Here is a 22636-nt window from a genome sequence, read left to right as displayed (position 1 = left end):
CTGTACAGGGAAGTGACCGCGCCATGGGAACTGGAACCAGTTCCCATGGCGCGGTTTTCCTTTGCGCAGCACAGCGCCACCTATGATTGATAGATAACGACAATCCCACCCGCGAAAGGGGTCCGCCTCCGTGGATTCAACCGAGTTCAACTACCTCAACCTCGAATTCATCTTCATGGGCGACAAGCCTGATGCGGCGGCGCTGATCCGCACCGCGCTGGCCGACCGGCGCCTGCTCGGATTCATCGGCGGGGCAGTTGAACGCGAGCATTCCACCGAAGTGATGGCCGAGGTGGCCACGGTGAGCGAAGCCCGCGATGCGGTGCTCTACCGCATCGATGCCAAGGGCAAGCTGCGCGAGGGCTCGCGTGTGACCAAGCTGGTCCACGAGCTGAAGAACTCCACCGGTGCCGACTACGTGCTGGTGGACGGGGACGAGATCGACGGGCCCAATCCGGATGAGGACCTGCTCGGCGACTACGGCACTTCCAGCGAGCTGCTGCACGGTCCGAAGCTCAAGGGCTCCGAGCTGGTGCTCGCGGCAGGCTTCGAGACGAACGAGATCACCGTGTGGGAGACCGGCGCCGGGCTGATGGCCATGCCCAAGGAACCGGTCTATGCCCCGAGCATCGGGCGTTCAAACCGCCCGTACCTGTCCCTGGACCGTACTGGCAATGTCATCACCGCAACCATCGAAGCCAAGGGGCCGCGGCTGGAGCTGTTTGGTTCCTCGATGTCCATGACGGTGGACCTGGAACGCACCGTTATCCTGGAGCCGGAAGCGGGCAGCCCGGCAGCGGTGCGCCTCGAAGAGCTGGATCGCCTGCTCCATGGCTGGGACGAGACGGAACTGGAGCTCGTCGAGCAGCTGGTCGAGGATCCTGCCCACCGCGCGGAGGCGCAGCAGCTGGCTCGCGGCAGCAGGGATTTGAAGGATCTCAAGCGTTTGCTGACGCTGCTGGGCTTCGATGCGCGCAGCGTCGACTACCTCACCGGCCGTCCGCTGCCCGAAGAACGCCGGGTGATCACCACCGGCGGCCCGTACAAGACCATCAAGTCGGCCCTGGCCGAGCAGGAGCGCGAAGCCAAGGGCCTGGAACGGCTGCTCTACCGGCACAACTGGAACCCCAAGGCGCTGATCGGTTCAGGCGCAGCGGTGCTGGCATCCGGTGCGGCAGTGCACCTGGTGCTGGCCAAGAGCGAACGCTTCGGGTGGCTGCCCAAGCCGGCGCGCCAGCTGCTGATGCTGGCTTGGTATGCCGATGGCGCTTTCTACCTGGGCAAGGGCATTGTCGACGCGCTGAAAGCCAAGCGCAGCCGCTAGCTAATCGCAGCAAACCGAAGGCCAGCCCGGCAGGAAGCGAGAATGCTTCCTGCCGGGCTGGCCTTTGCCGCAAAGTCCTAGCCGCGGTCCTTCAGTTCAGGGAAATCGGTATCCCGGTACTCTCCGCTGACGGTGGTGCCGGACGCATGCCGTTCCTCCTCGGCCAGGCGCAGCTCCACGCGGCGGATCTTGCCCGAGATGGTCTTGGGCAGGGTGGTGAATTCCAGCCGGCGGATCCGCTTGTAGGGGGCCAGCTGCTCGCGGCAGAAGCCGAGGATGTCCTTGGCCACCTCGGCGGATGGCTCCAGGTTGCCGGCCAGCACCACGAAGGCCTTGGGCACCGAGAGCTTCAGCGGATCAGGAGAGGGCACCACGGCCGCTTCGGCCACCGCAGGATGCTCCAGCAGCACCGACTCCAGCTCGAACGGGCTGAGCTTGTAGTCGCTGGACTTGAAGATGTCATCGGCGCGGCCCACATAGGTCAGCACGCCTTCCTCATCGCGTTCGGCGATATCGCCGGTGTGGTAGACGCCGCCCTGCATCGCTTTGGCGGTTTTCTCCTCATCGGCGAAGTAGCCCTTCATCAAGCCTGCCGGAGCCGGATCGAGGCGCAGGCAGATTTCCCCGATTTCGGCCAGCTGCCCGGTGGTCGGGTTGCGCAGTTCCACCGCGTAGCCCGGCATCGGGCGGCCCATCGCGCCGACCTTCACTTCGGTGCCCGGCGAATTGGCGATCTGCACCGTGGTTTCGGTCTGCCCGTAGCCATCGCGGATCACCTGGCCCCAGGCCTTGCGCACCTGGTCGATGACCTCTGCATTCAACGGCTCGCCGGCGGAGACCAGCTTGCGCGGGGGAGTCTTGAGGGTGCCCAGGTCCGCCTGGATCAAATAGCGCCAGACGGTGGGCGGCGCGCAGAAGCTGGTGACCTTCTCCACCGCCATCTGGTTCATCAGCGCCAGCGGATCAAAGCGCTCGTAGTTGTAGACGAACACCGTCGCCTCGGCGATCCACGGGCCGAAGAAGTTGGACCAGGCGTGCTTGCCCCACCCGGGGGATGCCACATTCAGGTGCACGTCGCCTGGTTCCAGGCCGATCCAGAACATCGTTGCCAGGTGGCCCACGGTGTACGAGGTGTGGGTGTGCTGCACCAGCTTGGCCAGCGAGGTGGTTCCCGAGGTGAAGTAGAGCAGCATGTTCTCATCGGCCAGCGTCGGGGAGTCCAGCCTGAATTCGGCCGGCGCCTCGTGGGACTTGCCGTAGTGCAAGGTGCCTTCGCTGGCCTCGCCGCGCACCTGGACGATCCGGTAGTCCCCGGGGACCGTGTCGAATTTGGCGACGTGGTCATGGCTGGTGATCACCCAGTTCGCGTTGCCGCGCTCGATGCGGTCGGCCAGATCCGCGCTGACCAGCTGCGTGGTCGACGGGATGATCACCGCGCCGAGCTTCATGCCCGCCAGCATCACCTCCCACAGGGCCACCTCGTTGCCCAGCATGACGATGATGGTGTCGCCGCGCTGCAGGCCCTCATCCGAGAGCCAGCGGGCCACCTGGGTGGAGCGGCGCGAGAGCTCGGCCCAGCTGTAGCGTGCGGAGCTGCCATCGGGTTCGGTGAGGATCAGTGCCGGTTCATTGGCCCGCGCCGGGTCCTTGGCCACCTGGTCGAACCAGTCGTAGGCGAAGTTGAAATCGTTGAATTCCGGCCAGGAGAACTCGGCCCGGGCCCGGTCGTAGTCATCGCGTGCTGCCAGCAGCAGATCGCGTGCTGCCCGGAACTTGCCGGTATTGCTCATTAGAGTCCTTTGCATGATGGGCGCCAGCGCCCAAGAGAATTCTTCGGTCTTCTGGAATCAATATACTTCAGTGCCCAGTTCTGACGAATTGTTGCGACATCATGCGCGGTAAGAGTGTTGAAGTTCGCAAATTTTGCCCAACAAATTCCACTGCAGGCATACATAGTGCCTGAATGAAGACGTTCTGCGAACTTTGCGGTGGTGCCTGCCGCCTTGTGCCGACAGGCGGTGGTTGTCATTGGCTGGCCTCGGCGCAGACGTGCAGCCAGTATCCGCAAGGTGCATTGGCGGCAAAGAAAAAACCAGGGCGCCTGCCGAACCCATCTCCGGAAAGCGCCCTGGTGCCAGAAGTGATTACCCCTTGAGCTTCGGGAAGTCGGTATCCCGGTATTCGGTGCCAGCTGGGGTATCGCCGGTGTGCCGCCGTTCTTCTGCCTGGCGCAGTTCCACGCGGCGGATCTTGCCCGAGATGGTCTTGGGCAGATCGGCGAATTCCAGCCGGCGGATGCGCTTGAAGGCCGAGAGGTGCTCGCGGCAGTAGGCGAGGATCGATTCGGCCAATTCCGGGCCCGGCTCGTGCCCGCCGGAGGCGACGATGTAGGCCTTGGGCACGGTCAGCCGCAGCTCATCGGGTGCCGGGACCACCGCCGCTTCGGCCACGCCGGGGTGCTCGATCAGCACCGATTCCAGCTCGAAGGGGCTGATCTTGTAGTCGCTGGACTTGAATACGTCATCGGCACGCCCGACGTAGGTCAGCACGCCGCGCTCGTCCCGCTCGGCGATATCCCCGGTGTGGTACACGCCGTCCCGGAAGACCTCGTTGGTCTTGTCCTCGTTCTCGAAGTAGCCCTTCATCAGGCCCAGCGGACGCGGGGAAGTGGCCAGACAGATTTCTCCCACGTCGCCTTCCTCGCCGGTGGCCGGATCGCGCAGCACCACCTCGTAGCCGGGCATCGGCCGGCCCATCGCGCCGATGGTGATCGGCTCGCCTGGCGGATTCGCGATCTGCACCGTGGTCTCGGTCTGCCCGAACCCGTCGCGGATCACCTGGCCCCAGGCCTTGTTGACCTGGTCGATGACTTCGGCATTGAGCGGCTCGCCAGCAGAGACCAGTTTCTGCGGGGGATTGGCCAGCGCGCCCAGGTCTGCCTGGATAAGCAGGCGCCACACGGTGGGCGGCGCGCAGAAGCTGGTCACCTTTTCGGCGTCCATCTGGTTCATCAGCGCGATCGGGTCAAAGCGGTCATAGTTATAGAGGAAAACAGTCGCCTCGGCGATCCATGGCGCAAACAGGTTGGACCACGCATGTTTTGCCCAGCCCGGCGAAGCGACATTCAGGTGCACATCACCAGGTTCCAGGCCGATCCAGAACATGGTGCTCAAGTGGCCCACCGGGTAGGACGTATGGGTGTGCTCAACCAGCTTGGCCTTGGATGTGGTGCCAGAGGTGAAGTAGCGCAAGAGCGTTTCATTGGAGCGCGTGGGGGAATCGAGCTGGAAACTGGCCTCGGCCTGGTGGGACTTCGCGTAGTCGAGATTTTCTTCTGGCACGCTGCCACCGATCTGGATCAGCGTGTAGTCCCCGGGCACGGTGTCGAACTTCTGGATCTCGGCCTCGTTGGTGATCACCCATTGGATCCGGCCGCGATCGATCCGGTCGGCCAGGTCCGTGGGCGTCAGCTGCGTGGTGCACGGGATCAGGATGGCGCCGAGCTTGATTCCGGCGAGCATCGACTCCCAGAGCTCAACCTGGTTGCCGAGCATGATGGCAATGGAGTCCGAGCGGTTCACGCCCTGGTCGGCGAGCCAGCGGGCCACTTGGGTGGAGCGCTCGGAGAGCTCGGCCCAGGTGCGCCTGATGGAGCTGCCGTCTCGTTCGGTGATGATCAGCGCCGGCTGATCCGCCCGCTGCGGATCCTTGGCAACCTGGTCAAACCAGTCAAAGCCGAAATTGAACTCACTGAACTGAGGCCAGCTGAACTCGGCCCGTGCCTGCTGGTAATCGTTGCGCAATTCCAGGAGCCGATCTCGGGCAGCTCTGAATTCATCGGTAACGCTCACAACTAACCTTCCCTCGCGTGGACAATGGCGCCCCGTCGATAGAGTGAGGCGGATCACTGGCCAATATACTTGGAAGTCCAAGGGTTTGAAAGCGTTGTTGCCGACCGAAGTCTTGAATCACCTGAGGCTGGGGGTATTTAATTAGTGCATGAGCCAGCAGCCCAAGGTGCTTGTCTGTGGTCCATCCAGCTGGAATCAGCTGGTTGAGCTTGACCACCTGCCCGATCCCCGACCCCAGCAACTCCTCGCGAACAGCGCATGGCGTACCGTCGGTGGCACTTCTGCGGGCAAGGCACTGCACTTGAGTTCGCTGGGTGTCGCCACCGAGCTCTTTACCCAGGTGGGCGACGATGAATCCGGGCGTGCGCTGCGGCGTGCGCTCTTGGGCGCTGGCATCAACCTGCAGGTGGTGCCCAGCGCGAGCACCGAGCAGCACGTTAACCTCATGGCTGGCGGCCAGCGGGTCTCGGTCTATCTTGCCACGCCGTCCACTCCCGCGGATGCGGATGTCGAAGCCGTTTGCGCCGCGGTGCGCGAAGCCGATCTGGCGGTGATTGATCTGAGCGAGTTGGGGTTGCGGGTCATTGAGCGATTGCGTGGGCCGGCCGTGCCGCTGTGGGTCGACCTGCATGACTTTGATGGCTTTACCTCGTTCCATCAGCCATTCCTGGGCGCGGCATCTGTGGTTTTCATGAACGATGATGCCACCAGTGACCCGTGGGAGCTGCTGGCCGGTTGCCTGCGCCGCGGCCCCGGTCTGGGTATTTGCACGCTGGGGGAGCAGGGCGCGGTGGCCATGGATCGCCAGGGCCGGCGTTGGGAAGTGGCCGCACCAAAGGTCGAGGTGGTCGATACCAATGGTGCCGGAGATGCCTTCATGGCGGGATTCTTGGCGGCCCGGCTGCGCGGCGCGCCAGTGCAGGCGTCGATGGAGGCGGCTGCCAGCAGTGCGGCGGCAGCGCTATCGAGCAGGCATCTGCACCCGAAGCTCGCCCAGTTGCCAGCCTAGCGGAGCGGTGCACCCGATGCGTTCAATGGCGTGATCACCGGAACACGAGAATTTACTTGAAACATCAAGTAAATTGGAGTAGGGTGATAGCCAACAGGAAGTCCTGATCGGAAAGAAGGCGCTGGAGATGACCATGATCAAAGAAGACAAGCTCGCCGCAACCACCCACATGAACGCCGTGCAACTGAAGGTCGGCGACATGAAGGCCATGAGCGAGTACTACCAGCAGGCGTTGGGACTGGCTGTTTTGGATGAAACCGCGGAAGGCACCCGCCTGGGCCGCGGCACCCAGGAACTGGTCAACCTGCAGAACGCGCCAGGCCTGCAGCTGCCATCGCGCAACGAAGCGGGGCTCTTCCATACCGCACTGCTCTTCGGCACCAAGGCAGATCTGGCAGCCACCGTGCTCTCGGCGGCCCAGTTCGACCAGAGCCGCTTCGTGGGCAGCTCGGATCACCTGGTCTCCGAGGCCTTCTACTTCACCGATCCGGAAGGCAATGGCATCGAGCTGTACTGGGACCGTCCGCGCGATACCTGGAGCTGGAGCGGCGGCGAGGTGGCGATGGATACCATCTACCTGGATCCGAACAAGTTCCTCAATGAGCACCTGAACGAGCAGGCCATCACCGGACAGCGCCAGGCCGCCGCCGATATCGGGCACGTGCACCTGCAGGTTGGCGATGTCGCCACCGCCCGCCAGTTCTACGTCAACACCCTGGGCTTCGACGAGACCACCGCACTGGGCAACCAGGCGCTGTTCGTCTCCGCTGGCGGATACCACCACCACATGGCGATGAATGTATGGAACTCGCGCGGCGCCGGACCGCGCAAGGACACCCTGGGCCTGGGCGAGGTGCTGATCAACGTCCCGACCGAAGATGAGGTGGGCAAGCTGGCCGAACGGCTGGCCTTCGCCAAGGTGGAGAACCACCATACCGGCGCCGAGCTGCGTTTCAAGGACCCATGGAACAACGAGTTGCGCGTGGCAGTGGGCTGATCCAGACTCTGGCCCGACAGCTTAATTGCCCCGGGCGCCCGCCAAATTGGCGAGCGCCCGGGGCATTCCCATGTTCAGTTGCTTGCGGACTGCAGGGACTCCAGGTGTTCGGCGATATGCCTGGCGGTCAGCGGCTGGGTTTCTAAGGGCTGCAGCGTGCCGGCCGCTGCCCGTTCAAGCACCTGCTCGGCAAAGGCCGCAGGGTCCGACACCTGCAGCGGCGTGAGATCCTCCGGGGCGTACCGCCACCATTGGGAGGCCTTCAGCGCTTCGGTGGTGTGGGCATCGAAGCGGTCGCGGATCTTCTTCGCCGGCAGCCCGCCCACCACGGTGAATGGCGCCACGTCCTTGGTGATCACCGAATTCGAGGCGATGACCGCTCCATCGCCAATCGATACCCCATGGCCCAGGGTGACCTTCTCGCCGATCCACACATCGTTGCCGATGGTGATCTTCCCCGGCGTGTAGCTGTACTTCGTCGTGCCCAGTTCCACGCCGCGATCGGCGCAGTAGGTCTGCATCAGCAGCCGCTGGTTGTAGAACACCGGACTGGTCGAAGCCCACTCCAAAGGGTGCTTGGCACCCATGACCGACAGGCCCTTGGCGATCGAGGTGAAGCGTCCGACGCTGATGGCCTTGTTGAGCTTCGAATGCGTATAGGAGAACGCTCCCATGCGCGGCAGTGCTGTTCCGCTGGTGCCCCAGAAGGTGGTGTAGGGATCCAAGGCGAGGTCTTCCTCGTAGCTGACCCAGGCATCGGGGTTGTAGGTGCTTCCGGTGTCCTCGAAATCCTTCATGCCAGGAACCGTCATGAGGATCCGGTGGCTCTTGAGCAGCGGCCGCAGCTGGGACATCTTGATTCGCATGCGATCGAGTTTATCGAAGCGGGCTTGGAGAATTGTCCATGGGCACGGAGCACGCGCTGGATGCCGGCTACTGCTCGGGGCGGAAGGAGAGGTTCTTCTGCGTGGTGAAGTAAGGCAGGATCATCGATTCGGGCAGGCCCAGGCGCTTGTCTTCAGCATCCTTGCCCACCCGCAGGCGCAGGTTCACGTCCACTGCCGTGTCCTGCTCCGGGATCTCGCCCAGCAGCTGGGGATCCACATCGAAGAAGGCCAGTTCTCCCTCCACGCCGGTGCTGGGCACCGAGGCGAGCTCTTCCTTGCTGCCGCGGTTGACGAAGACCAGCTCGAAAACGGCATCGGCGGACAGGGCGTCGAGGTCCGCATGATGCTCCACCTTCACCTGCAGCCCCTGGCCCGCGGGGAATTCCACGCCGCTCAGCCGCGCATCGAAATGCGGGACGTCGCTGGTTGCGGCCTTCTTCTTGAACAGCTTGGCGATGGACACGGTTTCCTCCCAGAGCGAGACGAGATCGCGAGACTGGTACTCGCGGGCAAAAGTGCGGGCTTGCTGCGACATCCTCGCCGCCAGCGCAGGGTCATCCATGAGCTGCTCGACGCGGTCCGCCATCAGCTGGATATCCCCATGGGGGACCAAAAAGCCGTTGCTCCCATCGGTGATGCTGTCGGCGGGGCCGAAGTTGATGTCGAAGGACACCGGAATGCAACCCTGCGCCTGGGCTTCGAGGATCACCAGGGCCTGGCCCTCGTTGGTCGAGGTGAACAGCTGGGCCAGGCAGGAGGCGAAGCGGCGGGGGAGCTGATCGGAGAAGCCGTGGAAGACCACCTGCTCGCCCAAGCCCAGCTCGGCGGCCCGCACTTCCAGCGCGTCGCGCTCGCTGCCCTCGCCCACGATGTGCAAGGTGGGATGCTTGCCGCGGCGCGACAGCTCATGGACGGCATCCAGTGCGGCGGCCACATTCTTGTTGGGGGTCAGCGAACCGGCGACGATCAAATCCGTGGCGCCGCGTTCGGGTTCTGGCGGCTGGAGAAACGAAGGCTTCAGCGGATTGGGAATCACGAATGCCGAGTCCGGATTCCCGAAGCGCTCGACATAGGCCTGGCGCTGCGCGCGGGTCAGGAAGACGAACGCATCCCAGTTGGCGCGTTCCTCGATGATCGGGCCGTGGCCCTTGGAAAGCTTGCCGGTGGCCAAATCCTGTCCCTTGGCCACATGAATGCTGTGGAAGGCGAACACCTTGGGCACATGCACGGTTTTCCAGGAGGCGAGCATGGCCGCGGTGAATTTGCTGTCGATGACCACCAGGGAATCCGGGTGGTCGACGATCTGCGAAAGCCAATAGCGGTAGAACGATGCAGCGCTGTTGAAACGCGCCACCAGCATTCCGGTGCGGTCGAACGCCTCGAGGATGCGGCGGTGCTTGCCGTCGTGGAACTTCGTATCGGTCAGGAAGACGGTGCCGTCGTTGCGGAAGTAGGCGGTCTGCCTGACCTCGCCCTCCGGACCGGCCACGCTGTGCTCGCAGAACACGCCGGTCCCGCCGGGATGGCGAACGGAATCACTGAGGGTGAAGTCCTGGTGCGCGGGTTCCGCTTTCCTGCCCGGGATGCGCTCCTGCGGCTGCAGGTCGTGCTCCGCCAGGTAGAGATAGGGGTTGAGCACCTTGACCTTCGGTGAGAGCTTGCCGCGTTCCACGAGCTCTTCGGCGATCTGCGGAATCTGCGCATTCGGCGCGAAGGTGATCACAGCGGCCGAGCCATGGCGCTCGGCGAAAGCCGCCGCGCGCTGGGTGCAGACGGTGGTCATCCCGCCGAATTCGCGCTCCAGCTTCCACGTCACCATATAGGCGTCCACATGCTGTTCCTTGAATACCACGGTGAAGGATCCTTAGGTTGACCACAGGAAAGTTAATTTCACACGAGGATAGGCAGTACCCCGCGCCAGATTTCAGCCTACGCGGTGAAGCTAGGCGGGCGCTGGGAATGCGCCGTTGTGCCGGTCACACCGCGTCATCTGCCCAGCGTATCGTGGTTCGATTCCGATTCGGACCCTCGGACGTCGTCGGGAAGTTGTCCGGAGGAAGAAGGGCAACTATAGCCACCCAGATTGAATGAATGCGGTGCGGTATTTAGATAGGTCATTCGGTGGGATGGCTGACTCAGGTCTACCTAGTTACTGTCAGGGGCTGCAAGCAGGATCGTACAGGGACTGAAACGAAAGATGAACTACTGCACCGAGATCACATTTCTGCCATGCGAGATTCCAAGGCTTCGACCGACCGCCGCTTATCGAGCGGCGAAATTTATCAATAGATGCGTTTTCTCGTTCCACGACATGGATAAGAGCTCTGAGCGACGCTTAAAGTACGTTGTTTGCTGTACTCGCCGTTCGGCGATTCAGCTCTCGAGCAGCCCAATCGCACAAGGGGAAAGTACTGCCTGCACGTTTGGTGGAATGCTAGGTCTTACTGGCGACGACCCGAATTGTTGTTGCCAGAATTAAACACAGCACATGCTCGGGCGCAAAGGGCGTCAGTGCGTCCCGGACAGACGGTTTGTGATCATTTTGGCCGTTTGAACGAGGCTTTCACCGTATTCCTCGAAATGTGATTCGGTGATTCTACTTGTCGGACCGGAGATTGAGACGCTTCCAATGGGTGCGCCCGAGCGATCGCAGATGGCAGCGCCCAACGAGGTGATGCCCTCGCTACGCCCGTCCACGTTGATCGAGTAACCACGTTCGCGAATAGCCTGAAGTTCATCTCTGATTTTCGCAGGCGAGGTCAACGAGCTCGAAGTTCGTGCCTCAAGTGGGCCAGACAAATACTCATCGATGAATTTGGGGTCCGACGCTGAGAGAAAAGCTAGCCCGGTTCCGGATGCATGCATTTGGAGGGCTGTTCCCAGCGCTATGAAGGCCCGCAAAGTATGTGAGGAGTCTAAGCGTTCTACCACGACCATGTTGCGCGCATCCGGAACGCAAAGATGAATTGTTTCAGAGGTTTCTTCCTGTAACGCGCTCATCGGAGCGAGCGCCAAATCGCGAATGTTTTGGCGCATTCCGGTCCTGGCGGCGACTGCGTAAGCGTGGTAGGTGAGGGACCAATGCGAAGCAGGAGCTTCGCTTTGCTCTACCCATCCGAGCTCTTCCAAGGTTCGTAATGCGCGTAGAACAGTCGCTTTCGGTTGCTCAAGTGTCCTAGCCAGCTCTGACAAACCTACGGGTTGGAAGTTGGAAATCGCTTCGATGACGTGTATGGCGTTCACCACGCTTTGAGTGCTCATGAAAGCAGTCTAGAAGATTCGTTGACCGACCTAAAAATGTGAGCTAGCCTACAAATAATCGAAAATGAACCGTCGGTTCATTGAGTGAACCGATTGTTTATAGTTAAAGGAGGGTTTGTCATGACAACGCAAGTCATCGCACTCGTATTGTTCGTTTTAGTCTTTGCAGTAGCGACGCTGAGAAAAGTGCATCTAGGTGTCATTATGTTTGCAGCTGCAGCTGGAGTTGGAATCTGGCTGGCAAATATGGCGCTCAAGGACGTGATTTCTGGATTCCCCGTCTCAATTCTGGTTCTGCTTGTTGGTGTCACCTACTTCTTCGCCATTGCGCAAGTTAACGGAACCGTAGACCAAATAATTGAGCGTGCAGTATTGCGAGTGGGTGATCGCGCAGTCTTGCTTCCGTTCGTATTTTTTGCATTGACCGCCGGTATTGCTGCAATGGGGTCCCCATTGGCCGGCTTGGTGATGACGCCCATCGGCATGCCCCTGGCAAAGAAGTATGGGATAGATCGCATGCTGATGGGGCTTGCCATAGGCTGTGGCCTGAGTGCTGGTGGATTCGCGCCCACGAGCCTGTTCGGAATTGTCACGTACGGAACCGCGCATGCGGTGGATATTGAACTGAATCCGCTCGTTCTTTTCGGCGTTGCGTTGGTTGCTAACTTTATCCTGTTGATCGCGGCATTCTTCATGTTTGGTGGGCCAAAGCTTCTCCGTTCAAAGCGAACGGGTGCATTCGGCTCGAATCACAAGCCGAATTTCGCGCGGTCCTCTGGTATGCCAGAGCACCCTTTTGAACGTCAGGGATTTGCCACGCGTAGTGGTTTAGTAGCGGAAAAGATCAAGGTGCGCATCAATGAGGCACCCATCGCTACTTCCTCGTCGCTAGCCCCATTCACCCTGGTTCAGAAGACTACGATTCTCTGCATGATGGGCCTAGTTGCTAGCGTGGTCTCACTTTCTCTCATTGGTCAGGATCCGGATATTGGGGTTCTTTGCTTTGTCTTTGCAAGTGTCATGACGCTGGTAGACCCAGCGACCGGAAAGGGTGCTGTTTCCAAGATTGATTGGTCGACGGTGCTGATGGTCGGCGGCATCATTACCTTCGTTGGTGTTTTGCAAGAAATGGGTGCGGTCGACCTTCTTGGGCATGCTGCTAGCCAGGTTGGCACTCCGCTTCTCGCCGCTCTATTCATTTGCTTCATTGGTGGTTTGATTTCGGCCTTCGCGTCGACTACCGGCATGCTTGCTGCGTTGGTCCCTCTCGCGATCCCTTTAGTAGCCAATGGAGACATAACCGGGTGGGCGGTGATCGCCGCGCTGGGTGTCTGTTCCTCAATCGTTGATGTGTCTCCGTTCTCCACCGTCGGAGCAACGCTGGTAGCGACGGTTGACGTGGATGAACGCCCCCGAATGAGCAAGCTTCTGACCCGTTGGGGGATGTCCATGGTCGTGGTCGGGCCGATCGGACTTATTGGTGCTCTCGTCATTCCGACAATGTTTTAGCAATTAAGGAGAACCACATGTTGCCATTAGAAGGTTTTACTGTAATAGACCTCAGCCGCGCATTGGCTGGACCGTATTGCACTACGATGCTTGCAGATTTCGGAGCCAATGTTATAAAGGTTGAGAGCTGCACTGGAGGTGATCCCTCGCGGAACTGGCCACCTTTTGATTCCGACGGGCGAAGCCTGTACTACGACTCGGTGAATCGTAACAAGCGCTCGATGTCAATTGACTTTTACAGCGAAGAAGGCAGAGAGAAACTCGAACTTTTAATAACGCATGCCGACGTCCTAGTGGAAAATTTCAAGTTCGGAACTCTCGAAGCAATGGGTTTCGGTCCTGCTAAATTGTCTGAGCTTAATCCAGGCCTTCTCCACGTATCGATCAACGCCTACGGGCAAAGCGGACCGTTGCACAACTTGCCAGGTCTAGACCAAGTGATTCAGGCAGCCAGTGGATTGACTTCAGTTACTGGCCCGTCCGGTGGATCTGGATATCGTGTAGGCCTACCAATTGTCGATATCGTTTCAGGCATGAATGCAGCCTACGGCGTGGTGACTGCCTTACTTGGCAAGACGCGTGGTGTTGCCACCGAGAAGGTATCTACATCACTGTTCGAATCGGCACTGGCCCTATCCGTGTTTCAAGGGCAACAGGCGATTTCATTGGGTGAAGCACCTGTAGCACAAGGCAATAGCCATCCGTCGATCGCTCCTTATGGTGCTTTTGAAACGGAGACCGATTCGTTGGTCGTGGCGGTCTCTACTGACAAGCATTGGCTAGCCTTTGCCGAGATTCTGCAACGCGTGGAGTGGGTTCAGGACGAAAGATTTGCTACCAGCGCTGCACGGACCACGAACCGTGACGCTTTGGATAGAGCCATCACCGAAGCCTTGTCGGCCAAGCCCGCCGAAAAATGGATTGCGGCCTTTAGAGCGGCGGGTATCCCGAGCGGGCCAATTAATGATTACAAGCAGGCATTTGAGTCAGAACAGGCTCAGGCCTTGGGAATCACCCAAGTCGCCCGACGTTCGGATGGCAGCAGCATACCCTTGGTTCGCAACCCGCTAAGTATGGATGGTCAGCCAACCATGGTGCGTATGGCTGCACCCGACTTGGGTGAGCACACTGACGAGATCCTTCATGAAATGGGAATCGTGAGGAACATGCTGGTTGCAGCTGGCCGAAAAGAAACGGACAAACAGCGATGATGAATTCAGAAGTTGTGAAGACTGTCAAAGCAACTGGCCGAATTAGAGTTTTTCGCGATTCGGGAGTATCCACACTGCAAATCTCGAATCCGAAGAAAAGGAACGCACTCGACCAAGCGATGTGCATCGAGCTTGAAAAACTCATTCTCGATCTCGATCGTGATCCGCAGACCACAGTGATAGTTCTCCGCGGTGAAGGCCAAGATTTCTCGGCCGGGGCTGCGCTCAATGACCTGGAGCACGTGCTCTTCGCAGAGGTGGGCAACGGTGAAACGATAGATTATTTGTCACGTGCGGATTCTGCAATCAGGTCAGTGCGTAAGCCTACGATCGCTCTGGTTCGCGGAGTTTGCATGGGAGGTGCTTGGCAAATCGCTGCGGCCTGCGACATTCTATTAGCTGCCGACGATTGCCGTATTGCCATCACTCCGGCAAAACTTGGAATACTTTATCCTCGTCCGGGCCTAGAGCGCTTAGTGGAACGGATAGGTGCCGACCGTGCAAAATTCCTGCTCTACTCGGGCATCGAAGTTTCGCCCAGAAAGGCCGCAGCCTGGGGGCTGGTTAGTGAGCTGATGGAAGCAAACCTGTTTGAAGTCGAAGCGCGGGAGTATTGCAAGACAGTTGCTTCCCTTTCGCAGTTCGCGGTGACGAGTATGGGTCATCTCATCGATCAGATGCAAGCGGATGACATTGACCAGCGATGGGCAGAACTGTGGGCTGAGTTCCAAACTCATGAAGATTTAGCACATGGAAGAGCCTCATTTTTGGCAGGGCAAAAGCCGGTTTTCTCATGGAGGCTAGACCGAGCGGATCTACGTTCGTGAGTAGTGCAAGCATGCTTGAACTGTCGTGATAGCTTAGTGCGCCGGAATCATGGGAAGAATCGCCCAGTTGGCAGTATCCCTTGCCCTTCTGGGCGAAACTTCCTATGGTCGTGGTCATGGGGTACTCTCCCCGCATTTGTTGGAGGCGCAGTGCGTCTCCGGTAAAGGACGGCACGTCATGTCGAGCAAATCCCCGCGCAAGGGCGAAGCGAAAAAACCAGGCAAGAGCATCAAGGAGAAGCGCGCTGAGAAGCGGCTGAAGCACGCGGAGAGCGCTGTCGATCCGGTGCGCAAGGCCGCCAGATAACCACTGATTGAGCGCGGCACCTTTCGGGGCCGCTAGTTAACAGCATCGAGTCCCTGCCTACGGCGAATGACGCCGGGCAGGGACTCGATTCTTTTTAATGGTTGGAGCTGCTCGCGGCCGCTATGGCAGCTGCGGGTCGACCTCGAAGTGCTCGGCCACCTGGGTGATGACCTCACCGGCGCCCTGCAGCGAAACCGAGGAGAGGAAGATCGAGTCGTCAACCGGCATGACCTCGCCCTCCAGCTTCTCCCACAGCGGGTTGGAGGTGAACTTCTTCTCCTGGGCGCGCGATGCGTCACCCTCGGCACCTTCCGGCGCCCAGGTGGACTGGAAGATCACTTCGGCGTCGGCCTTCAGGATTTCTTCCGGCGAGAGCGGAACAAAAATCGACTCGGTGGTGTCCGGCGCGTCCTTCGGGCGCGGGATGCCCATGTCGACCATGATCTCGCCGATGAACGAATCGGTGGCGTACAGGCGGGCGGTGTCCTCGCCGGCGAAGCGCACCAGCGAATAGGTGGTTTCAGGCTTCTTCGCCAGGATTTCCTTACCCACCGCGGCAGCACGGGCCTCGTAGTCGGCGACGGCCTGCTCGGCCTGCTCCTTCTTGCCCAGGGCCTCGCCCAGCAGCACCACATTCTCCTTCCAGGTCGGACCGGTGGACTCGGAGAAGATGGTCGGGGCGATCTTGTTCAGCTGGTCGTACATGGCGCCCTGGCGCACGTCGGCGGAGATGATCACATCCGGCGCGGTGGCCAGCAGCTTCTCCAAATCCGGTTCGGCGATGGTGCCGACGTTCACTGCCTCATCGGTCAAATCCGAGATGTCGCCGAGGTACTCCGGGAAGGGATTGTCGCCCTGGCGGTACTCGGTGTAGGCCACCAGCTCGGCGCCCAGCAGCATGGTTGCATCCACATAGGAAGGATCCAGCGCGGCCACGCGCAGCGGGCGCTGCGCCAATTCGGTGGTGCCGCGGAAATGCTTGATGCTCGCAGGGAAGCTGGCATCGGCCTGCGCGGTGGCGGCGGTTTCGGCCGGTTCGGTGCTCGGCGCCGAGCTTGCGCAGGAGGACAGGGCCAGCGAGGCCGCCGCCAAGGCCGCGGTCAGTGCGAGGATGCGGGGAGTATGCATGCGAGTGCTTTCCGTGAAGACGATTTACTAAATGACGCATGATGTATTTTTGCCAGCCCCATTTAGGTAAGGGTAAGCTCAGTGCGCGAGATGAACAGTAGCACGATTCCGGCCGCACCGGTCAACATCCTGCGACATAATCGATCGCAACCCCCGTTCGCACCCGCCGCGCACCTCGCGGCCCGAGAAAGGCCACCGACCATCAACCGCACCACACCGCGCATCAGCTCACTGCTGGTCCTGGCCGCCGCGGTGGGCGCCGCCATCGGGCTCAGCCTGTGGATCGGCAGCACCACCTCCAGCTTCGCCGAGCTGCGCCACGCACTGCTGGCACCCGACGGGCAGGTCAGCGACATCGCCATCCGGGAGATCCGCTGGCCGCGCACCGTCACCGCACTGGCCGCCGGCGCCGCTTTGGGCATGGCCGGCACGCTGATCCAGGGGCACACCCGCAACCCGATCGCCGAACCCGGCCTGCTGGGCATCAACCAGGGTGCGGCCCTGGCCATCGTCTCGGTGGCCGCCTTCACTGGCCCGCAGCCGGCATGGACCCAGGCGCTGCTGGCGCTGGGCGGGGCGCTGCTCGCGGCCCTGGTAGTCTTCGGCATCGGGCGCATCGACGGGCGCGGCGGATCGCCGATCACCCTGCTGCTGGTCGGTGCCGCGGTCACCGCGCTGTGCGCCGGGGTGGTCTCGGCGATCGTGCTGCTCAGCGAGGCCGCGCTGGAAACCCTGCGCTTCTGGCAGGTCGGCTCCGTGGTCCAGGGCTACGAGTCCTTCCTGTCGCTGTGGCCGCTGCTGATCGCCGGCACCGTGCTGGCGCTGGCCAATGCCCGCGGGCTGAACGCGCTGACCCTGGGCGAGGATTCGGCACGCAGCCTCGGGATCACCGCCCTGCACGCCCGCGGCCTGGGATTGGCCGCGATCGTGGCGCTGTCCGGGCTGGCGGTCACCCTGGCCGGGCCGATCGCCTTCCTCGGCCTGCTGGTGCCGCACATTGCCCGGCGCATCTTCGGCGCCGACTACCGCTGGGTGATCCCCGGCTCCGCGCTGTGCGGGGCGCTGCTGCTGTGCGTGGCCGATGTGCTCGGCCGGATGCTCGCGCGGCCCGGGGAACTGCCGGTGGGCGTGGTCATCGCGCTGCTCGGCGCACCCTTCTTCATCTACGTGGCCCGCCGGCGCAAGGCGGTGTCCGTATGAGCACTCGGGCGATTCCCAAGCCAGCCCAAGTGCTGCGCGCCCGGCGCGCGGCGGCTACCGGGCTGCTGCTGCTGGCCGTGGCCTTCGCCGCCTTCTGCCTGCACCTGGCCATCGGCGGCACCCCGATCGCCATCGGCGATGTGCTGGCCACGCTCTTCGGCGCGGCCCCGGATGCGCGCACCGAACTGGCGATCCTCGAATTCCGCCTGCCGCGCAGCGTGGCCGCGGTGCTGGCCGGAGCCGGGTTCGGCGTGGCCGGGGCGCTGACCCAGAACGTGGCGCGCAACCCGCTGGCCAGCCCCGACATCCTCGGGGTGACCAACGGCGCGGCCCTGGGCGCGGTCTGTGTGCTGGCGATCAGCGCGCACACCGCCGGCCGATCCGAACTGCTGGTGCTCTACGGGCTGCCGGTCGCCGCCACCGTCGGCGGACTGCTGGTCTCCGCACTGGTTTTCGCGCTGGTCTGGCGCAGTTCGCTGGAAAGCAACCGGCTGGTGCTGGTCGGACTGGGGTTCTCCGGGCTGTGCGCGGCGCTGACCTCGTGGATGCTCACCCTGGGCGAGATCTACAACGCGCAGCAGGCGCTGACCTGGCTGGCCGGGACGATCAACGCGATCTCCTGGGCCGACCTCGCCATCGCCCCGGCGGTAATCGTGCTGGGACTGGTGGCCGCGGCGCTGCTGCGCAACCAGCGCGAGGTGCTGGCCCTGGATTCGGACACCTCCCGCGCCCTGGGCATGCACCTGGGCCGCGACCGGGTGCTGATGCTGGGCATCGCCTCGCTGCTGGCCATCGCCGCGACCGTGATCGCCGGGCCGCTGGCCTTCGTCGCGCTGGCCAGCGGGCACGCCGCCCGGCTGGTGGCCCGCGGCACCATCCCGCCGGTGCCGCATGCGGCGCTGATCGGGGCGATCTTCGTGCTGCTGGCCGACCTGCTCGCGGCCCGCGCCTTCCCGGTGATCCTGCCCGCCGGGGTGGCCACCGCGGTGATTGGCGCCCCGTACCTGATCTTCCTGGTGATCCGCCAGTCCAAGATCCGCCAGCGCGGATAACCGCTTATCCACATTTCGCGGCATCGGCCCGGCCAGCGCAATGGGCCGGGGCGATGATCGGTGCATGGGAATTCACCAGCTAGCCGCAGCGACGCAGATCCTGCGCGAAGCCATCACCGGGGCCCTGCCGCGCCAAGCGGCCGGCGTGCTCCTGGAGCTGATGGCGTCCTGCCTCGCGCTGCTGGCCAAGCTTTCTGAAGCCCTGCGCGAGAGCGATGACCCGCGGGTGGCGGCCGCCTATGCCCGGCTGGTTGAACTGCTCTACCGCTACGCCCTGCGCGAGCAGCTGCGCAGCGCCATCCACCTCGAATCAACCGGTGCCCACCTGCTGGAAGACGATGAGCTGGCGGCCGTCGCGGATTCAACAGTCAATTTGGCCCGGCCAGCCCGCCAGCATTCGGGACGCGCCCACTACCAGAACACCGGCGACTTCCTGGCCGGGTGGCTGGGAATCAACGCCCACGAAGGGCAGCATCGGGTCAGCGACGCCCACCTGCTCATCGCCCGCCGGCTGATGGATGGCAGCACCGCCGCACCGCGCTTCGCGCAACTGGCCAAGCTCTACGCCGAGGCTCCTGCATTGGATCCGCGGATGGTGGCCCGCGCGGCCCGCGCCCTTGACAAGTTCGAGCCGGCAGACACCAGCTTCCAGGGCCAGCCGCTGCAACCCACCGCCTGCAATGCCCAGGGCCAGCTGCTCGAAGAACAAGCCGCCGAGCTGCTGCAGGAACCCGATCGCGCCACCCGCGAAACCAAGCTGTCGGCCATGCTGAGCGCCGAACGCAAGGCCCGCACGCAGACACGGACTCCGCAACCGGGCATCTATCCGCGGGGCACCGTCGGGGACTGCGACAAGTACGAGCTGCTGATCGGCGGAACCCAGCGCGAGGAATTCCGCTCCACCCTGGCCCAGGCGGACAATCCGCGCACCACCGCAGGCAAGGCCGCCCGTGCGGCCGGAGCCGCCCCAGACGCGGCGCCACGCCAACAGGCTAACGCCGCGGACGAGCCAGCCAGCGACGACTTGTTCAGCAGCAGCGAACCTCCGCCACCGTGGGCCCAAGCAGAACAAGAAGAACACGAAGAACACGAAGAGCACTGCGAGTCTGAGTACCAGGAGGACGCAGAGTCCAGGTCCTCCGAGTGGCAGCCAGGCACCCAAGATGCTCAAGGCACTGATGGCACTAATGGCTCTAAGGATTCCGCCTTGCTTGGCGATGGGGACGTGCCCGTGCCTCAGCGTCGGCTCAATGCACTATTGGCCGCGCTGAAGCAGCGTTCGACAGGGTCGCCAGCCAAGGGCATCACGCCAAGGATCGGCATCCACATCCAATTGAACGACCTGCAGGATCTGGGTGATCCAGGCAAGCTGGGAGCCACCACAGATCATGGGTTGAAACTCGATTCCGTGGATACCGCCCAGCTGATCTGCCAGGGCGAGATCTACCGGGTGGTGTTCGGGCCCGATGGCCAGCCGCTGGATGTGGGGCGCAAGGAACGCTTCTTCACGGAAGCGATGAAACGGGCGATCTTCGCCCGAGACCGTGGATGCATTGTCCCGGGATGCAGCGCACCACCGGAAATGATCGAATACCACCACGACAATTGGTGGGAGCGAGGCGGATGCACCTCGACGCGCAACGGCAGCTGCCTGTGCCGGCGGCACCACCATGCCGTCCATGCCGGGTTGCTCTCCGTGGTTACGGTCGGGGGACTGGCGCACATCCTGCTGCCCAAGCACCTGGATCCGCTGCAAATGCCGCGAAGAAACTGTGTCCCGGTAGCTGCCTGAGCACGCCGAATGCCCAGCTGCGCCGCCACGGCGGCTGGTGCACGAGGTTACGGCCGCGAGAGCGCGACCTTCAGCCCGAAACCGATCAGTACCGTCCCGGTGATCCGATCCATCCAGGACACCGCCTTGGCTGAGCTCAGCCAGCGTCCAGCGATCCGTACTCCGAATACCAGAATGGCGGCCCACATCAGGGTGAGGGCAACATGCACGGCGGACAGGCCGACGCCCATGAGCAGGGCATTGCTGCCGGCAGGGGTGAATTGTGGGATGGCCGCGATATAGAAAACGCCGATCTTCGGGTTCAGCACGTTGGTGACCAGGCCGGTCAGGTAGGTTCGAATGCCGCTTTGCGGCACCGGGATTTCGGTGCTCGGCAGCTGCTTCTTGCGCAGGCTCCGGTAGATCATCTGCCCGCCCAGGAAGACCAGGTAGGCAGCGCCGGCGTAAGTGAGGATCTGGTACGCCAGCGCCGACGCGGCCAGAATGGCCGATGCTCCGGCGGCCGCGGCCACGCCCCAGACGAAGACACCAGTGCAAATCCCCAGCCCGGCCAGCATGGCCTCGCCGCGCCCACGGGTGATCGCCGAACGAAGGATCAACGCAGTATCGACACCCGGAATCAGGGTCATCAAGGCGGCAACGGCGCTGAAGGCCAGCAAAGCGGAAGTGACGGTCATAGAATAAATACTACGAGCTGCAAATCAGCATGGCCTCCGGGGTGAGCAAGCTCATGATCATTGCCCGACACGTTGCGCCAGATGGAGTTGGCCAGCCAGCCTGCTCTCTGGCATAATTGCAGGGTACTCGATTCGCAGTGGCCCCTCTCTCCGCTACGAATCCTGTCCTTTTAGAGTCCAACCAGTAAGGCCTGCCCCACAGGTGCCAAAAATTGGATTCGACCATGTTGAGAAACAGGAGACCACAAAAGTGGCCGTAAAGATTCGTCTGAAGCGCTTCGGCAAGATGCGCGCACCTTTCTACCGCGTTGTCGTCATGGACTCGCGCGCCAAGCGCGATGGCCGTGCCATCGAGGAGATCGGCAAGTACCACCCAACCGAGAACCCATCGGTTATCGAGATCGATTCGGATCGTGCACAGTACTGGCTGTCCGTTGGCGCACAGCCAACCGAGCAGGTACACGCACTGCTGAAGGTCACCGGTGACTGGCAGAAGTTCAAGGGCATCGATGGCCAGGAAGGCACCTACAAGGTTGCCGAGCCTAAGCCAGCATTCGTTGCTCCTGAAAAGGGTTCCGTGATCCTCCCAGAGGCAATCACCAAGAAGGCTGAGAAGCCAGCTGCTGAAGAGGCAGAGGCCGAAGCTACCGAGGCTGAGTAACAGTGCTCGTTGACGCGCTAGACCATCTGGTACGCGGGGTTGTCGAGGAACCGGAAGACGTCAAGGTTGCCTTGAAGTCAACCCGCCGCGGCGACCTGCTCGAAGTTCGTGTGAATCCTGAGGATCTCGGTCGTGTGATCGGACGCCAGGGACGCACCGCGCGAGCACTGCGCACCGTGATGGCAGCGTTGGCCAAGGAGCCGGTACGTGTCGATGTAATCGACACCGACCGTCGCCGAGGCTGAACAACTTAGAAGTCTGACTTGTAAGTTGGCTTCGAAACGAAAGGAGTTTCCGTCCTGAGAAGTGACGGGAACTCCTTTTCGTGTTTACCCTAGAATTTCCAAACCAGTCTCCCGGCGCACGCCACGGAACTTAGTGCAGAAAGAGCAGCAGACTATGCGATTGCAGGTTGCCCGCATCGGCAAGCCCCACGGCATCCGTGGTGAAGTCACCGTCCAGGTCATGACCGACAACCCGGAAGAGCGCTTCACCGCTGGCGAAGAATTCATCGTCGTCGACGGCCCGGTCAAAACCCTGACCATCAAGAACGCCCGCTGGAACAAGACCATCCTGCTGCTCGCCTTCAAGGAAATTGCCGACCGCAACCAGGCGGAAACCCTGCGTGGCGCACGCCTGGAAATCGAGGTCTCGGACGAGCCGGAAGACGACTCGGACGAATGGTACGAGCACGAATTGCTGGATCTGAAGGTCATGCTCGATGGCGAGCAGGTCGGCGTCATCACCGCACTGCGCACCAATCCAGCCCAGGATCTGCTGGTCTTCGAAGACGCTGACGGCGAGGAAATCTACCTGCCGTTCGTCGACGAGTTCGTGCCGGAGATCGATCCGGAAGCCGGCATCGTGGTCATCACCCCGCCGGCAGGACTGCTGACCTTGAACAGCGATGAAGAAGGCAGCGAAGAAGAGGGAACAAAGTAAG

The 22636-nt window shown here is 62.0% G+C and carries 20 protein-coding genes; 13 read left to right on the top strand and 7 right to left on the bottom strand.

What is annotated here, in order from left to right; translation table 11 throughout:
• The first annotated feature begins 130 nt into the window (after positions 1–130).
• The gene (locus tag ANI01nite_RS01910) at positions 131–1324 is read left to right on the top strand and encodes a hypothetical protein (protein ID WP_141355551.1); all 1194 of its coding nucleotides are present in this window, start codon (positions 131–133) and stop codon (positions 1322–1324) included.
• Between the two features lie 77 nt (positions 1325–1401).
• Here the strand turns inward: ANI01nite_RS01910 and ANI01nite_RS01905 are convergent, their stop codons facing one another.
• Together ANI01nite_RS01905 and ANI01nite_RS01900 are read right to left on the bottom strand one after the other, a co-directional pair.
• Positions 1402–3114 carry an AMP-binding protein gene (locus tag ANI01nite_RS01905; protein ID WP_141355549.1) on the bottom strand — a complete coding sequence of 571 codons (1713 nt, stop codon included), beginning with the start codon at positions 3112–3114 and terminating at the stop codon, positions 1402–1404.
• Positions 3115–3468: 354 nt separating this feature from the next.
• Positions 3469–5175 carry an AMP-binding protein gene (locus ANI01nite_RS01900; RefSeq protein WP_141355547.1) on the bottom strand — a complete coding sequence of 569 codons (1707 nt, stop codon included), beginning with the start codon at positions 5173–5175 and terminating at the stop codon, positions 3469–3471.
• Positions 5176–5323: 148 nt separating this feature from the next.
• On the opposite strand from ANI01nite_RS01900, the gene ANI01nite_RS01895 reads away from it, so the two are divergent.
• Both ANI01nite_RS01895 and ANI01nite_RS01890 read left to right on the top strand, forming a co-directional pair.
• Positions 5324–6184: a carbohydrate kinase family protein gene (locus tag ANI01nite_RS01895; RefSeq protein WP_141355545.1), complete on the top strand. Its 861-nt coding sequence runs from the start codon at positions 5324–5326 to the stop codon at positions 6182–6184.
• A gap of 127 nt (positions 6185–6311) precedes the next feature.
• A complete protein-coding gene (locus ANI01nite_RS01890; RefSeq protein ID WP_141355542.1) occupies positions 6312–7181 on the top strand; it encodes a VOC family protein in 870 nt (289 codons plus the stop codon).
• A gap of 74 nt (positions 7182–7255) precedes the next feature.
• Here ANI01nite_RS01890 and ANI01nite_RS01885 read toward each other — a convergent pair whose 3' ends face one another.
• The 3 genes from ANI01nite_RS01885 to ANI01nite_RS01875 all read right to left on the bottom strand — a co-directional run bounded on the left by ANI01nite_RS01885 (position 7256) and on the right by ANI01nite_RS01875 (position 11329).
• Entirely contained in the window at positions 7256–8047 is a 792-nt protein-coding gene (locus ANI01nite_RS01885) for a CatB-related O-acetyltransferase (RefSeq protein WP_141355540.1), read from the bottom strand.
• A gap of 67 nt (positions 8048–8114) precedes the next feature.
• Complete coding sequence (locus ANI01nite_RS01880) at positions 8115–9920, bottom strand: glycosyltransferase (RefSeq protein ID WP_141355538.1); 1806 nt, start codon at positions 9918–9920, stop codon at positions 8115–8117.
• 656 nt (positions 9921–10576) lie between these two features.
• Positions 10577–11329, bottom strand: a complete 753-nt coding sequence (locus ANI01nite_RS01875; RefSeq protein WP_141355536.1) for an IclR family transcriptional regulator — start codon at positions 11327–11329, stop codon at positions 10577–10579.
• A 120-nt stretch (positions 11330–11449) separates the two neighbouring features.
• Here ANI01nite_RS01875 and ANI01nite_RS01870 point away from each other — a divergent pair, with 120 nt between their 5' ends.
• The 4 genes from ANI01nite_RS01870 to ANI01nite_RS16935 all read left to right on the top strand — a co-directional run bounded on the left by ANI01nite_RS01870 (position 11450) and on the right by ANI01nite_RS16935 (position 15183).
• On the top strand, positions 11450–12838 hold the full coding sequence (locus ANI01nite_RS01870; RefSeq protein ID WP_141355534.1) for an SLC13 family permease: 1389 nt from the start codon (positions 11450–11452) through the stop codon (positions 12836–12838).
• 17 nt (positions 12839–12855) lie between these two features.
• Entirely contained in the window at positions 12856–14049 is a 1194-nt protein-coding gene (locus ANI01nite_RS01865) for a CaiB/BaiF CoA transferase family protein (RefSeq protein WP_141355532.1), read from the top strand.
• Positions 14046–14876, top strand: a complete 831-nt coding sequence (locus ANI01nite_RS01860; RefSeq protein ID WP_141355530.1) for an enoyl-CoA hydratase/isomerase family protein — start codon at positions 14046–14048, stop codon at positions 14874–14876. Before ANI01nite_RS01865 ends, ANI01nite_RS01860 begins: the two co-directional genes overlap by 4 nt.
• 178 nt (positions 14877–15054) lie before the next feature.
• Positions 15055–15183 (top strand): hypothetical protein, encoded by a 129-nt coding sequence (locus ANI01nite_RS16935; RefSeq protein ID WP_255209554.1) that lies wholly within the window; start codon positions 15055–15057, stop codon positions 15181–15183.
• 120 nt (positions 15184–15303) lie between these two features.
• Here the strand turns inward: ANI01nite_RS16935 and ANI01nite_RS01855 are convergent, their stop codons facing one another.
• Entirely contained in the window at positions 15304–16311 is a 1008-nt protein-coding gene (locus tag ANI01nite_RS01855; protein WP_141355528.1) for an ABC transporter substrate-binding protein, read from the bottom strand.
• Positions 16312–16401: 90 nt separating this feature from the next.
• Here ANI01nite_RS01855 and ANI01nite_RS01850 point away from each other — a divergent pair, with 90 nt between their 5' ends.
• The 3 genes from ANI01nite_RS01850 to ANI01nite_RS01840 all read left to right on the top strand — a co-directional run bounded on the left by ANI01nite_RS01850 (position 16402) and on the right by ANI01nite_RS01840 (position 20355).
• The gene (locus ANI01nite_RS01850) at positions 16402–17511 is read left to right on the top strand and encodes a FecCD family ABC transporter permease (protein WP_255314337.1); all 1110 of its coding nucleotides are present in this window, start codon (positions 16402–16404) and stop codon (positions 17509–17511) included.
• Positions 17508–18563, top strand: a complete 1056-nt coding sequence (locus ANI01nite_RS01845; RefSeq protein ID WP_141355526.1) for a FecCD family ABC transporter permease — start codon at positions 17508–17510, stop codon at positions 18561–18563. Before ANI01nite_RS01850 ends, ANI01nite_RS01845 begins: the two co-directional genes overlap by 4 nt.
• Before the next feature lie 64 nt (positions 18564–18627).
• Positions 18628–20355 (top strand): HNH endonuclease signature motif containing protein, encoded by a 1728-nt coding sequence (locus ANI01nite_RS01840; RefSeq protein ID WP_141355524.1) that lies wholly within the window; start codon positions 18628–18630, stop codon positions 20353–20355.
• 47 nt (positions 20356–20402) lie between these two features.
• On the opposite strand, the gene ANI01nite_RS01835 is transcribed toward ANI01nite_RS01840, so the two are convergent.
• Positions 20403–21032: a LysE family translocator gene (locus tag ANI01nite_RS01835; RefSeq protein ID WP_073706331.1), complete on the bottom strand. Its 630-nt coding sequence runs from the start codon at positions 21030–21032 to the stop codon at positions 20403–20405.
• Between the two features lie 250 nt (positions 21033–21282).
• Here ANI01nite_RS01835 and rpsP point away from each other — a divergent pair, with 250 nt between their 5' ends.
• The 3 genes from rpsP to rimM all read left to right on the top strand — a co-directional run bounded on the left by rpsP (position 21283) and on the right by rimM (position 22635).
• Positions 21283–21693 (top strand): 30S ribosomal protein S16, encoded by a 411-nt coding sequence (gene rpsP / locus ANI01nite_RS01830; RefSeq protein WP_038991489.1) that lies wholly within the window; start codon positions 21283–21285, stop codon positions 21691–21693.
• 2 nt (positions 21694–21695) lie between these two features.
• Positions 21696–21938, top strand: a complete 243-nt coding sequence (locus ANI01nite_RS01825) for an RNA-binding protein (protein ID WP_038991490.1) — start codon at positions 21696–21698, stop codon at positions 21936–21938.
• A gap of 154 nt (positions 21939–22092) precedes the next feature.
• Positions 22093–22635: a ribosome maturation factor RimM gene (gene rimM / locus ANI01nite_RS01820; protein ID WP_084083780.1), complete on the top strand. Its 543-nt coding sequence runs from the start codon at positions 22093–22095 to the stop codon at positions 22633–22635.
• Position 22636: the final 1 nt, after the last annotated feature.

It is taken from the genome of Glutamicibacter nicotianae, assembly GCF_006539525.1.
Lineage (GTDB): Bacteria > Actinomycetota > Actinomycetes > Actinomycetales > Micrococcaceae > Glutamicibacter > Glutamicibacter nicotianae.
Note: the sequence above shows the minus strand (reverse complement) of the source record. Positions and strands in the feature narration are given on the sequence as shown.